12 protein-coding genes are annotated in these 13,523 nt (G+C 45.5%); 11 read left to right on the top strand and 1 reads right to left on the bottom strand.

The window, feature by feature from the left end; genetic code table 11:
* Window positions 1–47: 47 nt before the first annotated feature.
* A complete protein-coding gene (locus tag V202x_RS09190; RefSeq protein ID WP_145173350.1) occupies window positions 48–1,028 on the bottom strand; it encodes an AAA family ATPase in 981 nt (326 codons plus the stop codon).
* Between the two features lie 461 nt (window positions 1,029–1,489).
* Here V202x_RS09190 and V202x_RS09185 point away from each other — a divergent pair, with 461 nt between their 5' ends.
* The 11 genes from V202x_RS09185 to V202x_RS09135 all read left to right on the top strand — a co-directional run bounded on the left by V202x_RS09185 (window position 1,490) and on the right by V202x_RS09135 (window position 12,811).
* The gene (locus V202x_RS09185; RefSeq protein ID WP_145173347.1) at window positions 1,490–1,969 is read left to right on the top strand and encodes a CBS domain-containing protein; all 480 of its coding nucleotides are present in this window, start codon (window positions 1,490–1,492) and stop codon (window positions 1,967–1,969) included.
* A 298-nt stretch (window positions 1,970–2,267) separates the two neighbouring features.
* On the top strand, window positions 2,268–2,828 hold the full coding sequence (gene frr, locus V202x_RS09180) for a ribosome recycling factor (RefSeq protein ID WP_144989508.1): 561 nt from the start codon (window positions 2,268–2,270) through the stop codon (window positions 2,826–2,828).
* Window positions 2,829–2,980: 152 nt separating this feature from the next.
* Complete coding sequence (locus V202x_RS09175) at window positions 2,981–4,168, top strand: phosphoglycerate kinase (RefSeq protein ID WP_145173346.1); 1,188 nt, start codon at window positions 2,981–2,983, stop codon at window positions 4,166–4,168.
* Window positions 4,169–4,333: 165 nt separating this feature from the next.
* Window positions 4,334–5,131 (top strand): phytanoyl-CoA dioxygenase family protein, encoded by a 798-nt coding sequence (locus tag V202x_RS09170; protein ID WP_145173343.1) that lies wholly within the window; start codon window positions 4,334–4,336, stop codon window positions 5,129–5,131.
* Between the two features lie 25 nt (window positions 5,132–5,156).
* Entirely contained in the window at window positions 5,157–6,326 is a 1,170-nt protein-coding gene (queG, locus tag V202x_RS09165; protein ID WP_145173340.1) for a tRNA epoxyqueuosine(34) reductase QueG, read from the top strand.
* Between the two features lie 135 nt (window positions 6,327–6,461).
* Window positions 6,462–7,265 (top strand): 4-hydroxy-tetrahydrodipicolinate reductase, encoded by an 804-nt coding sequence (dapB, locus tag V202x_RS09160; RefSeq protein WP_144989498.1) that lies wholly within the window; start codon window positions 6,462–6,464, stop codon window positions 7,263–7,265.
* A 211-nt stretch (window positions 7,266–7,476) separates the two neighbouring features.
* Window positions 7,477–8,106 (top strand): hypothetical protein, encoded by a 630-nt coding sequence (locus tag V202x_RS09155; RefSeq protein ID WP_145173338.1) that lies wholly within the window; start codon window positions 7,477–7,479, stop codon window positions 8,104–8,106.
* 52 nt (window positions 8,107–8,158) lie between these two features.
* Window positions 8,159–8,986, top strand: coding sequence for an ExeA family protein (locus tag V202x_RS09150; protein WP_145173334.1), 828 nt, complete (start codon window positions 8,159–8,161; stop codon window positions 8,984–8,986).
* A 387-nt stretch (window positions 8,987–9,373) separates the two neighbouring features.
* A complete protein-coding gene (locus tag V202x_RS09145; RefSeq protein ID WP_145173330.1) occupies window positions 9,374–10,705 on the top strand; it encodes a Trx7/PDZ domain-containing (seleno)protein in 1,332 nt (443 codons plus the stop codon).
* Window positions 10,706–11,299: 594 nt separating this feature from the next.
* Window positions 11,300–12,262, top strand: a complete 963-nt coding sequence (locus V202x_RS09140; RefSeq protein ID WP_145173327.1) for a DUF1559 domain-containing protein — start codon at window positions 11,300–11,302, stop codon at window positions 12,260–12,262.
* 102 nt (window positions 12,263–12,364) lie between these two features.
* Entirely contained in the window at window positions 12,365–12,811 is a 447-nt protein-coding gene (locus tag V202x_RS09135) for a carboxypeptidase-like regulatory domain-containing protein (protein ID WP_145173326.1), read from the top strand.
* Window positions 12,812–13,523 lie beyond the last annotated feature (712 nt).

Here is a 13,523-nt window from a genome sequence, read left to right as displayed (position 1 = left end):
TTTGATCTTGTGGAGTAAGTGATGACTAGATTCGGGTATGTAATCAGCTAATACTTTTCCGGCTCATCATCAAAGTCCAATTCATCATCATCATCTTCATCGCGGTCTGGGTGTAATGGGTTGTCGGGTGAGAAAAAGAAATCTCCCAGTCCCATGGGCATCATATTTCCACCCAGGCTTTGTGTTCGTTTTTCGGACAATGACTCCAAATCTAAAGCATCCTCACCCAGACAGCTTTTGAGTGATTCCAGCCAGATCACATCTTTGCTGAGAGGGTGATCTTTATCTTGAGCGGCCCGCTTCAATGCCAGTCTTAAAACATTAATTCCATCGCGGGTTGAAAAATCGAGCTTTAAACTATGAGACTGTTGTAAAAAATCGACCGTCAAGTCGAGCATGTGCTCGTCTGCAAAGGGGATATGATAATGCAAGATCATCTTTTCATCTTCCCGATTAGGGTGTTCCAGAGTAATGCTGGGTTGCAGACGGCTGAGGATATAATCGGGAATTTCAAACGTGGATTCATCTTCATTCATGGTCACGGCACATCGAAATTCGGGATGAGCCGGAATTGTCAGACCGGCAACAATTGATTCAATATAACGGCGGTGGTCAAGAAGTGGTGCGAGGCTGGCCCATGATTTTTCATTCATCCGGTTGCCTTCATCAAGTACACATATACCACCACGAATCATTGCAGTTACCAGTGGGGAAGCATGGTAGGCAATCTTGCCACTCTCGGCGAGAACAGGGGTGACTAACAGATCTTCCGGTCGTGTGTCAGCGGTACATTGATAAATGAAGAGCTCTTGATCTCTGGTTCGCGCACCTGCGATGGCGAGCGAAGTTTTGCCAATTCCCGGTGTTCCAACCAGACGCGGTGTGAGTGGCATGTCTTTCTCATCAATCACGAGCCAGCAGGCAAGCAGCTGTTTTAATGCTTCATGTTGACCGATCCATTCACTGCTTGTCTGGTCAGCACGGCCCAGGTGTAAACCAACCCCATCTATTTCCACTCTATTTGACATTGAATCTATTTTCTATTATTTGGTCAGCTGGCAGCATTTCCGTTTTAGCTGGAGAATTTCTGAAGAAGTTTCTCTTAATCATCATAAGCTCAGATTATAGGCACCTGAGCAGACTTCTCATAGATCTGACATTCTATCTCTTGCTGTATGATTCAGAAAACTGATAAAAAACGTCGTTCGTGCCGTTTTTTTATGAATTCATTAAGTTGTTGTTTTAGAAGAAGATAGTGTGTTTGATAATCAGTATCTTCATACTTGGTTTTCAGAATTCTTTTTGAGATTACATTAAATTCCTGTTAGAATACACAGGTTTCCCACATTCGATTTTTCAATAACGCAATTTGGCGTTATTTCATTTCTAAAAGTGAGATCACACGTTCTCAGTCGTTTGGAATTCATTTCTTTAGTAGTGTGTCTCATTTTCATGTGTGATTAAAATCATTTTTACAGGGAGTGTCGCGATGAACAAACCAATGCTTGCAAAAGACATTATGGTAACGAAGTTAATCACTTTAACTCCGGACATGGATGTTCTCGAAGCAATCGGGTTGTTATTGAGCCATCGTATTTCAGGAGCTCCCGTAGTTGATGCAGAAAATAGAGTGTTGGGAGTGTTCTCTGAACGCTGTTGCATGGAAGTTTTGATTAAAGCGAATTACGAACAGCTTCCCTCTTCGCAGATTTTTCCTTTCGTGGATACCGAAGCAAGAGTTATTACAGAAGATACTGATTTACTAACAATTGCCCAAATCTTTCTCAGCACTGCAACGCGCCGGCTGCCTGTGGTACGCGATGATCGCTATCTGGTAGGCCAAATCAGTCGTCGTGATCTGTTACAGGCTGAAAACAAAAATTTACGATTTGAATCAACTGAGTCTGCTGAAATTAATCTGCTTTACCTAAGTGGAATTATTGAGCGGGCCGAGTCTCCCATTTCCTGATGTCACATTCATGGAGATGGTGATTTTCCAGTAAGAATTGAGCAAAATACTCTTAAAAACCAGTCGGACCCGTTTCGGCTGGTTTTTCTCGTTCCTGACGGTTTGATTTTATCTCCTGTTTAACTAAAATCGGGCCGGTACCTGTTCTCGTACAGAGAACTCAGGACCCTTTTTGAATTAAGCGTGGTGTTTAATGATATCTTAGTTAATTGGGAAATACCGTTATTTTTTAAGGCTAAGATAAAACATCACCTGAAAATTTAACTCAGAAATGCTGGCTCTACGAAGGATTTGTGGCATGGACCAAGACGAAATTTTACTCGATGCTGAAGAGAGAATGGACAAAGCGGTTCACGTTTTGCAAGGTCAGTTACAAGGCATTCGAACAGGTCGTGCGACACCAGGGCTTGTGGATTCGATTCGTGTAGATTATTACGGTTCACCGACTCCATTAAAGCAAATGGCGAACGTCAGTGTTCCAGAGCCTCAACAGATTCTGATTCGTCCTTTCGACGCGCAAATGGTGGGAGAGATTTCCAAAGCCATTCAAGCCAGCAACATCGGATTGGCACCAAATAGTGACGGGCGTGTGGTTCGATTAAATATTCCCCCACTCTCTACTGAACGTCGCCGTCAGCTTGTCTCGCGTGTGAAAGAATTAGCAGAAGAGGCCCGTGTTTCGATCAGAAACATCCGTCGCGATGCGAATAAGCATGCTGACCAGGCAGAAAAAGATAAGTTGATGGGTGAAGACGAACGCGATAATACGAAGTCCGATGTGCAGGACCTGACCAAAAAATACGAAGGCAAGGTCAACAGCATCGCAGGTGCAAAAGAAAAAGACGTTATGGACGACTAGTCTATTAACGGTTTACTGTGAGTCGTCGCAGAAATGGCCTGATTCTGTCGTTCGTAAAAAAACATCATCAGGAATGCTTTTAGAACAAAAGTATTCAGAACAAGATCGTTATCTCTCTAACTCTGTATTGAAAGAGACTGGTTCAAGTTTCCATGGCAAAGAAGACAATCGAAAATGTAGACGTTGCAGGTAAGGCTGTATTAATGCGAGTGGACTTTAATGTTCCACTGGATGATAATCTGAAAATTACGGATGATCGTCGTGTCCGGATGGCACTCCCATCTATAAAATCGGTCGTTGATCGTGGGGGACGTGTGATATTAATGAGTCATCTTGGTCGTCCGAAAGGTGATGGTGGAGATGCGAAGTTCAGTTTGAAACCGACTGCCTCCTGCCTGGGTGAGTTATTGGGTCAGGATGTGGCATTTGCTACTGATACGATAGGTGATGATGCGAAAGCCAAAGTGGCAGGTTTGGAATCAGGACAGGTGTTGATTCTGGAAAATCTGCGTTTCAATCCCGGTGAGAAAAAAGGCGATGCCGCATTCGCAAGCGAGTTAGCGGCCTTTGCTGATATTTATTGCAACGACGCCTTCGGGACTTGCCACCGCACAGATGCTTCGATGGTCGCTGTGCCGGAAGCGATGGCAGGCAAACCGAAAGTCGTTGGTTTTCTGGTTGCCAAAGAGATTCAGTATCTGACGGATGTGATTGCAAATCCGGAACGTCCCTTTGTCGCCATATTGGGTGGGGCTAAAGTTTCTGATAAAATCAAAGTTATCGATAATTTGCTGGGAATTTGTGACAAAGTGCTGATCGGTGGAGCCATGGCTTATACCTTTGCGCTTGCAGAGGGGGGGCAGGTCGGTGACAGTCTGGTCGAAAAAGACAAAGTCGATTTGGCCAGCGAATTAATTCAGAAGGGGGGCGATAAATTAATGCTGCCCGTTGATACCCATTGTGGCGACGACTTCAGCGGCGACTGTAATAAACAGGTTGTAAAAGCAGGTGCGATTCCCGATGGTTTTGAAGGACTAGATATCGGACCGGAAACTGCAAAGCTGTATGCAGAAACCGTCAAATCTGCCAAGACCGTTGTCTGGAATGGCCCGATGGGAGTCTTCGAAATGGCACCCTTCGATGAAGGGACAAAAGCAGTCGCGCAGGCAATCGCCGATAGCAATTCGACTAGTATTATTGGTGGCGGTGATAGTGCCGCTGCGGTACAGCAACTCGGGTTTGCCGATCAGGTTTCTCACGTCAGTACCGGTGGGGGGGCTAGTCTGGCAATGCTGGAAGGCCAGGAATTCGCGGCTGTCAATCTTCTGGATGAGGCATAAAGTCTGTTCGGAATGACAATATAGAAACGAAATCAAAAACACAGCCCCTCACAAGTCGGCTGTGTTTTTGTTTTGAATCGTGTTGATACTCGAAACAAATCCTCAAATACGTTAAACTAGGTGTCAGGTTTCAACTCATTATTAAATTGAGATGGGAATTAGATCATGACCACCGCTTTATTCACCGTAGAGCAAATCACTCAGTTTCAGCAGAATGGTTTTCTGGTTGTTGAAGGACTCTTTAGTGAGGAAGAGGTCACTTTATTAGGTCAGATTGGACGCGCCGATTTAGCAATTCAGCAATCGACATACAGTCGGGCTGACGGCGAAGGGGGCGCGGTTAAGCTGAATATTGAGAATGAAGTTCATGATGATATTTATGGTGCCATCGCCAGTAGTGAGCGCGTCGTAAACCGAATGGAAGAGTTACTGGATGACGAGGTCTATCATTACCATCATAAAATGATTCAAAAGGAAGCAAAGGTAGGGGGGGCCTGGGCCTGGCATCAGGACTATGGCTACTGGTACAACAATGGTTGCCTGTTACCCGATATGGCAAGCTGTATGATTGCCGTTGATCGTGCGACGGTCGAAAATGGTTGTTTGCAGGTGCTGAAGGGAAGTCATTTGATGGGACGTATCGAGCATGGACCGGTAGGTGATCAGACAGGCGCTGATCCGGAACGGGTAGAAGCAGCTCTGGAACGATTTAAACTAGTCTATTGTACTTTGGAACCAGGGTCGGTCATCTTTTTTCATTCAAACCTTTTACATCGTTCTGATCAAAACAAAAGCGAGCTGCCGCGCTGGGGTTTTATATGCTGTTATAATACACGGCACAATGATCCTTACAAAGAATCGCGCCATCCCCGTTATACACCTTTAGTGAAACGCAATGATGCGGATGTTTTGAAAGTCGGTCGTGTTCAATGGGAACAGATGCAGTCGCATCCGTCGATATGATTTGAATCATCTGTATTAGGGAATTATGGCCGAAGAATCAGCCCCCCTGGAACGGGATCAGAGCCAACAGAGCACACTAATCAAGCAAATGGCTTATGAAGTGGGTTTCGATCTGGCGGGCATTGCGCCGGCTGTGTCTCCGGAAGGCTATCATCGATTCCTGGATTGGCTTGATCAAGGTTATGCGGGTGAGATGAGCTATCTGGAGCGTCGTAAAGACGTCTATGAACATCCCCGAACTGTAATGGGTTCCGTCAGGAGTGTCTTGATGCTGGCACTCAACTATCGGACTGACGAGCCACCATCGCTTTCCGGCACGCAGGCCCGGATTTCGCGTTATGCCTGGGGCAATGACGATTATCACAATGTCATTCGCAAAAAATTGAAAGAACTTTCAAAGCGAATACGTGAGCATTTGCCAGACTGCGAAACTCGGGGTGTTGTAGACACTGCGCCATTATTAGAACGGGATTTTGCGCAACTCGCAGGCATGGGTTGGATTGGCAAAAATACTTTGCTCCTGAGCAAATCAGAAGGAAGCTGGTTTTTTCTGGCGGGGATGTTACTGAGTTACGAATTGGAATACGATGCCCCACATCAAACGTCACATTGTGGGACTTGCACACGTTGTCTGGATGCATGTCCCACGGATGCGTTTATTGAAGCGGGGACTTTAGATGCGCGGAAGTGTATTTCCTATTTGACGATAGAACTCCGTGATCAGCCGATCCCAGGTGAGTTACGGGCAGGTATGCAGGAATGGATGTTTGGTTGCGATGTGTGTCAGGATGTTTGCCCCTGGAACCATAAAGCCCCCCTCAGTCACGAACCCGCCTTTCGACCTGATGAACGGTTTACTCCCGTGGACGCAGTCGAGTTGTTGTCTTTGGATAAAACAGCCTTCGAAGAACGATTTCGGAGCACACCCATGTCGAGACCTCGACGAGCCGGGTTATTACGGAATGCGGCAATTGTCTTGGGAAATTTGGGAGATTCCTCAGCAGTTCCTGCTTTATTAAAGGCTTTGCATGATTCTGAAGCCCTGATTCGTGGAGCCGCAGCCTGGGCACTCGGTAATCTGGGAGATGAAGCAGTCTTTGCGTTACTCAATCAGCGACTTGCTGTCGAGGTGGAGCCTGATGTAATTCAGGAATTAAAGCAGGCGATGACCGAAATCAAAAACCGAAGTGAATAATGTCAAAAATGCAGCTAGATTGTCGCAGGCACTTATGGAAAAGTGGTAGTGAGTGTATTACGATCAAAGAGAGCGGTGGATCCGCGACAATTCAATCGTATGAATGCAATAAGATTCAGCAAGTGGGAGTGAGAGATGGGTGATCAACTTCTCGTTGGGGTGAATGGTGCCGCTGGCCGTATGGGACAGCGCGTGGTTGTTCTGGTGTGTCAAGATCCGGATTTGAAGCTGGGTTCGGCACTCGATTCAGAGAATTCTCCTGCGCTGGGTAAAGACGCTGGAGAAGTGGCTGGTACTGGTTCAGTAGGAGTGGAGATTCAATCGGAATTGACGGACCGTGTTGATGTCATGATCGATTTCTCCATGCCATCGGGGCTATTGAGCGTTGCCAAGGTCTGTGCGGAGCGACAGATTGGTTTAGTGGCGGCGACGACCGGTTTAACACCGGAACAACGTGACGAAGTGCTCTCTGCTTCACAAACTACGCCATTAATTCTGGCACCAAATATGAGTCTGGCCGTTAATTTGATGATGAAGCTGGTGCGTGAAGCAGCTCATTCGTTGAAAAATTCTCCCAGTGGTGTGGATGTAGAAGTGATCGAACGCCATCACCGTTTTAAGGAAGATGCTCCCAGTGGAACGGCGCTGCATTTTGGCGAAATCATTGCTGAAGAAATGGGACAGACCGATCATGTTCACGGTCGGCAAGGTCGGCCGGGAGCTAGATCGATCAGTGAGATTGGCTATCACGCATTGCGAACTGGTGATAATGTCGGGGAACATACAATCGTGTTCGGTATGATGGGGGAAACCATTGATTTAACGGTTCGCGGCCATACCAGGGATAGTTATGTCTACGGTGCTCTGGCTGCTGCTAAATATTTGGCTGCACAACGCCCCGGGCTGTATTCTATGGCCGACGTTTTGGGCTTAAATTAGACGACGTATTCTTGCAGGTTTTCCTGTTTTACCAAGCCTGTGAAATAGTCAAGATTCATACACCCGGAAACCGATAATTGAAAAGCGCTTGTTGTCTATCGACAAAGTGGGTTTCTCTTTGGAAGGCAGTGGTGTTTTCTGCTACGAACAATTCAGGGATTGAACTCGTATTTTGGTGTCAAAAAATATTCACCCCTCGAAGGAACGAGAGATGAGTTGGCTCAAGACTTTCATTTACAAACGCTTTTCGAAACGAGTCAAACCAGATTTTACTCTAGCTAAAAATGGCTTTTTGTTAGTTTTTCGCTGGAATCAGACCCAGAAGATTTTGGTGGGGGTGGTAGCAAGCGTTGTTTCCATGGTGATTCTCATTTCTTTTTTTGAGTCATTGGAAGAATCATCTGTCGATCAGTCGCCATCCAAAGCAGAAAATCTGGAACCACAATTAGGCGCCAGCGATGACTTGTTCAAGGAATTTGGTCTGGATGCCTCGTTGCCGATCCACGAACCTGAATTTCAGACGACGGATGTTCCAAACCAGGATTCCACAAATGCAAAAGCTGTCATTAGAACAGTTTCAGTGGAACAGAAGACAGGCACTGATCGGAATGATGGGAGTGTCTATCACGCTGTCGGCCTCGAGATTGGTCAGCAGAGAAATCAAGGTCGGGTTCAACACATCACAGGTGAAAGTCCCGTTTATGTTTCGAAATCGGGGCAACAGAATCATCAAATCAGGACCAAAGACAAACAGGCCGCGGTCTGGTTGACTGGAGAAATCGAAGAGGTGCACGACCTGCCCGTGGATGGCTCATATCGTCGTTATAGGAATCAAAGATAATACATGTTAGTTAGGATGCCGTCCGTTTAACAATTCCCGGGAATGAGAGTTTATGTATCAGAGTTACTGGAATTTACAGAGTGGTCCTTTCGAAGAAAAAATGGAAGCCACTTTTTTTTACGAAAGTCACCCACATCAGGCAGGGTTGTTGAAGCTTCAATACCTCATTGAGAACAGCAAAGGCGCAGGTCTTCTTGTCGGTGGTTCCGGGATTGGTAAGTCTTATCTGTGTCATGTGTTGAAAAGTCAATTGGCTGATGTCAATCAGCCTTTTGTGCATCTGGTGTTTCCGCAACTATCGCCGATTGAATTGATTTCGTATCTCGCTGTCGAGTTAGGCGCAGAAGAAGCCAATATTGAGCCAAGTGCGCCCGGGAAAGATCGAATTATCCGGGCATTACACAGACAGCTTCTGTTACTTTGTGAACAGGGCCGCAAGCCTGTGATCGTCATTGATGAAGCACATTTGATTGTCGATCAGCGAATTTTTGAGACACTACATCAGCTCTTGAATTTTCAACAGACTTCTGAAATCGACTTTACTTTACTGCTGGTAGGCGATCAACTCCTCTTAAGCCATCTACAACGATCCGCACAACTTGATGATCGGATCGCTGTTCGCTGTCTTCTAAAACCATTTTCGATTGAAGATACGCGTGGTTATGTCGAGCACCGATTGGAAGTGGCCGGTCGAAATGAACCCATTTTTGAAGAGGATGGCTTTCAGACTCTGTTCGAGCTGACGCAAGGGAATCCACGCAAAATCAACCGTCTTTGTGATTTAGCACTGCTGGTCGGCTATGCAGATGAATTACCTCTGATTTCTTCAGATATACTTGGAGCAGTGGCAGAAGAGTTGGTGACTTCGATTCCTGACTAACCAACTCTTTGTAGTAACTCTTGTTTTATGGAAACAAATTGATTTCGGAAAAATTTCTGAAACTAATTCTATTCTGTGTATCTGACTTCCAACAAGTTCTTCAACGGTTGATGGAACTGAAGCGACAACGGTACTCTGTAATGCAGACATGGCGCTGCCAGGTGTGGTTACAATAGTGATTACCTGATGCCTGCCCCTCGGTCTGAAGATTCAGACCGAGGGTGTTTGTATTTATAGATATCCAGGTGATTTGTTGGGCTGAGTCGGCGAGGGGTAACGTGATCTTTGGTGTGATTGCATCTCTTTTCATTTGCACTCGAATTCTGTAAAGCGGTAGAATGAGGAGTTGTCACCTCCGATTACTCGACCGTACAAGGAATCAGAATCATGCTGAGAACTGTTTTCATATTTACTTTACTCTTGATGACGTCAACAACTTTTTCTTTCGCACAAACTCGTGAAGAAAAAGTTCGACAGGATCGAGAAAAGGTGGAGTCAAGTGGATATTGGATTTACAACGATCTCCAGAAAGGTTTTGAGCAAGCACGACAGACGAAGAAACCGATGTTGATCGTTTTGCGTTGCATTCCTTGCGAAGAGTGTGTGAAACTGGATGAGGATTTGATGGAGAAAGATGAGCATCTCAAGCCACTGATGGATCAGTTCGTTCGAGTGCGACTCATTTCGACAAATGGCCTGGACCTGTCTCTTTTTCAATACGATTACGACCAGTCGTTTGCCGTATTCATGCTGAATGCAGATCGAACCGTTTACGGGCGATTTGGTACCCGCTCGCATCATACCCTTTGGGCCGAAGATGTTTCGATTGAAGCTCTGAATAAAGCGATGCAAGGTGCTTTGAATTTACATGCAGATTACACTGCGATTAAATCATCACTCAAAGGAAAACAAGGAAAACAGCCTGATGTGGCTTCTCCTGAGCGGTATCCCTTACTTGCCGGAAAGTACAGATCAACGATTAACAAGAAAAAGAATGTCGTCAAGAGTTGTATTCACTGCCACCAGATTGGAGATGCACAGCGCGACTTTTTTCTGAGAAATCAAAAATCAATTCCTGAGCGAATCTTGTTTCAGTATCCACATCCGAAAATTTTGGGGCTGATATTAGACCCAAAAGAAAAAGCGGTAGTAAAAGAGATTATTCCTGATTCGATCGCCGCTCAATCCGGCTTTCAGAAAGGGGATCAGATTTTAACGCTGGAGGGTCAACCGATGCTCTCGATTGCAGACGTTCAATGGGTACTCCATCATGCGCAACCTCAAGATCGTCTGACAGCTGAAATTGATCGAAAGGGACAAAAACGCGACCTGACACTCTCACTCCCCACAGGCTGGAAACGAAAAGATGATCTTTCCTGGCGGGTCAGCAGTTGGCCTCTTCGTAGAATGGTTCTGGGGGGAGCCGTTTTAGAAGAATTAACTCCAGATGAACGTAAAGAGGTTGGACTTCCTCCAGATGGAAAGTCGATGGCACTTAGGATACGCCATCTTGGTCAGTATGGATTGCACGCGACTGCAAAGCGGGCAGGCTTCCAAAAAGGCGATATTATCATTTCGTTCAATGGGAAAAATGATTTATACCGTGAAACCGACATTCTCGCGTATGGAGTGAATGAATTAAAGCCGGGACAAAAATTTGACGTCACTGTTCTTCGGGGAAAAAAACGAATTGACCTGCCACTACCACGGCAAAAATAGTGGATCAGTTTCATTCGAGAGAACTGGTTCTCGTATCGGTCTGCCTTAACTAAATTTCTGAAGAATGAGTTGTGATCATCTTACTCAGCTTAGACTGCTCCAGTGTTCTCTGACACGCACCCACTCATCCTCCTTAGCCGATTAGACAACCCTTCCTACTCCCTCTATTCCATTGTTGTGCGCACTACGGAATCAAATAGATTGTTGCGCGAGATTTCAGCGAACTGAGGTAGAATTTCTCACAACTCAGATGATGTCTGATAGTGATATATTTCGGTCCGAATTGGAATCTGTTGCGTTTCATTTAGTTTGTAACATAACTAAATAAAGATCAGAAATCGAAACGACCGTAATCTATGGGCGTATCATCATTCTATCGATTTTCTTTCGAATCTTGGCAACATTAGTTCGCCATATTGTCATAAAAAATTTCGATAAACAGCGCTTGCTATTTCTTATTGCAGGTGCTTCTTCGATTTGAATTTCGGTCAACGAACGCTGTGAGTTGATGGGATCGACTTGCGTCTCTTCTCTGGGATGAGCTTTTGTTGCAACTCGTATTTTTCATACATTTTTTTATGAAGGAGAAGAAACATGAATTGGGGCCATATGCGGAGGCGCGGATTTACACTCATCGAATTATTAGTAGTCATTGCAATTATCGCAATTTTGATTGCATTATTGCTTCCCGCAGTTCAGCAGGCGCGGGAAGCGGCGCGGCGTTCTACGTGTAAAAATAATCTGAAACAGTTGGGATTGGCACTACACAACTACCTTGACATACATCGAGTCTTTCCTCCCGGTAACATTGGTCGTTGTACCACACCAGATTTGAACAGCTCGGGGTTGGTGATGTTACTGCCTTTTATTGATCAGGCGCCACTTTACAACCAGTTCAATTTCAACGGAACGATGTATACATGGGAAGTCTCTGGATGTAATAGTGGTTTAATCGGTACGCATGCCGATGACCCCTCAACAAACGGCAATCTGGCTCCAGTACAAGAAGTATTGCCGGCGTTTCTGTGTCCCACAGACCCGAATCCTACTCGAATTCCACCTGGGCAAAGTTGTTATGCTCCCACATCCCTCGATACCACCCACAGTGGTGCGGGTAGAACTAACTATGATTTCATTTCGAATATTACGAATTGGCAAAATTGCGCTGAGTGGAATTCAATCGGACTTTCTACACGTGCTATGTTCGGTGACAACAGTTTTTGCAGTGTGCGTGATGTTGTAGACGGCACCAGCAACACGATTGCCATGGCTGAAACAACGCGGTCTGTACGAAATGGTAATTCGACTGCCTGGGGTTATCGAGGGCACGTGATGCTGGGAATCAGCCTCCAGCATCGAGGCATAAACATCTTTGCTGCTGGTGAAGCTAGTACAGGAAAATTGGACAGCTGGGGATATGCAGGAAGCCTTCACACAGGAGGGATCCATATTCTGATGGGAGATGGTGCAGTCCGTTTCCTTAGTGAGAACATCGATACAACGACCAGGATTAATTTATCAAGAATGGCTGACGGTCAAGTCTTAGGTGAATTCTAATTTATTGAGATGTGTTCAGCGATACTGAGTTGATGAGGTGAGGGTTATCTGTTGTATTCCCTTTCCTCATCAACGGTTCAACTCTGATGGGAGCCCCGAAGTATGTTACGTTCCATTTTAGGTACAATTCTCGTTGTAATGACCACTGGTTGTGGTGGAGGCGTCGAAGCAAAACCATTGCCCAAAACAGTTCCTGTTTCTGGTGTCGTGACTTTGAATGGTCAACCTCTGGCATCTGCCACAGTAACGTTTATTCCCGATGGACAGACAAAGGGGATTGAGTGTCAGGGGACGACCGATGAATCAGGGCAGTACACACTCAAACAACAGCATGGGACAGAGGGAGCGCCTCCCGGGAATTACAAAGTAGTCGTCAGCCGTCTATTACGGGGGGATGGAACGCCACTTCCTAAGGAAGGTGCGGGAGCAGGGGGAATCGCAACGGAAACTCTTTCACGCCGTTATAGTGACGTAACCAAAACAAAATTGACAGCCGTCGTACCTCAAGAGGGGGGCGAGTTCAAGTTCGACCTCAAGAGCAAAAAATAGAGACTGGCTGAAATGTGCATCGGATGGAGTGCTATTTAATGTTACCAGCCTGACGTTTTTGGTTCGTTCTATAATGCTTAACTCCTGTCCCACAATGGTTGCTTACCGTTGATCAAACTTGCAGACTGCTGCTGAATATTCAGCTACGCTGCTTTATACAACATCCGGTAAAATAAACGAGTCTCACATTGCGCGGCTTTCCTTTAGCAGTACCAGGGCGGGATCATATTTTAGTTCCACCTGGGTTTGTGACAGGTGTTTTTCTGCAGATTGAGAGAGACACATATCAATTTCAATTAAGATCTTGAGTGCTCTATAAGCACATCTCCTGAGACTTATGATTTTGTTGATCGGCGTGAGAGTGTCAAGCGGTGATAGCGTGAAATGCTTTGATAGTAAAGCGATCTGTTTTGATAACGGAATGAACATGTCGCGAACTTGTTTGACAGGCGTGAAATGAGCGTAAACATCGAGAACTACCAGAGTGGTATTTTTTGTAAAATCATAAAAAAGGGCTCGTTTTTCGTAGTGAATAAGAAGTAGAGGGAGTAATCGATTCACTGGAGGAAAACATCTTTCGCGCGCGCGACGCAGATTGCGCAGTTTAAGAGAGGGCAGTTCTGTGTCAAGCAGAATAAAAAACCTTTAATTCATGGAGAAAAATGAATTTACAAAGTTATTGTATTTGTCCAGAGGATTTTGTTCAGCAGGA

It is taken from the genome of Gimesia aquarii, assembly GCF_007748175.1.
GTDB lineage: Bacteria > Planctomycetota > Planctomycetia > Planctomycetales > Planctomycetaceae > Gimesia > Gimesia aquarii_A.
The sequence above is the reverse complement of the archived record's forward strand: the minus strand, read 5'-3'. Positions and strand labels throughout refer to the sequence as shown.

Excerpts from the sequence above, each read along its gene's own strand:
- V202x_RS09190 (WP_145173350.1), bottom strand. The coding sequence starts at position 1,028 with ATGTCAAATAGAGTGGAAATAGATGGGGTTGGTTTACACCTGGGCCGT.
- V202x_RS09185 (WP_145173347.1), top strand. The coding sequence starts at position 1,490 with ATGAACAAACCAATGCTTGCAAAAGACATTATGGTAACGAAGTTAATC.
- frr (WP_144989508.1), top strand. The coding sequence starts at position 2,268 with ATGGACCAAGACGAAATTTTACTCGATGCTGAAGAGAGAATGGACAAA.
- V202x_RS09175 (WP_145173346.1), top strand. The coding sequence starts at position 2,981 with ATGGCAAAGAAGACAATCGAAAATGTAGACGTTGCAGGTAAGGCTGTA.
- V202x_RS09170 (WP_145173343.1), top strand. The coding sequence starts at position 4,334 with ATGACCACCGCTTTATTCACCGTAGAGCAAATCACTCAGTTTCAGCAG.
- queG (WP_145173340.1), top strand. The coding sequence starts at position 5,157 with ATGGCCGAAGAATCAGCCCCCCTGGAACGGGATCAGAGCCAACAGAGC.
- dapB (WP_144989498.1), top strand. The coding sequence starts at position 6,462 with ATGGGTGATCAACTTCTCGTTGGGGTGAATGGTGCCGCTGGCCGTATG.
- V202x_RS09155 (WP_145173338.1), top strand. The coding sequence starts at position 7,477 with ATGAGTTGGCTCAAGACTTTCATTTACAAACGCTTTTCGAAACGAGTC.
- V202x_RS09150 (WP_145173334.1), top strand. The coding sequence starts at position 8,159 with ATGTATCAGAGTTACTGGAATTTACAGAGTGGTCCTTTCGAAGAAAAA.
- V202x_RS09145 (WP_145173330.1), top strand. The coding sequence starts at position 9,374 with ATGCTGAGAACTGTTTTCATATTTACTTTACTCTTGATGACGTCAACA.
- V202x_RS09140 (WP_145173327.1), top strand. The coding sequence starts at position 11,300 with ATGAATTGGGGCCATATGCGGAGGCGCGGATTTACACTCATCGAATTA.
- V202x_RS09135 (WP_145173326.1), top strand. The coding sequence starts at position 12,365 with ATGTTACGTTCCATTTTAGGTACAATTCTCGTTGTAATGACCACTGGT.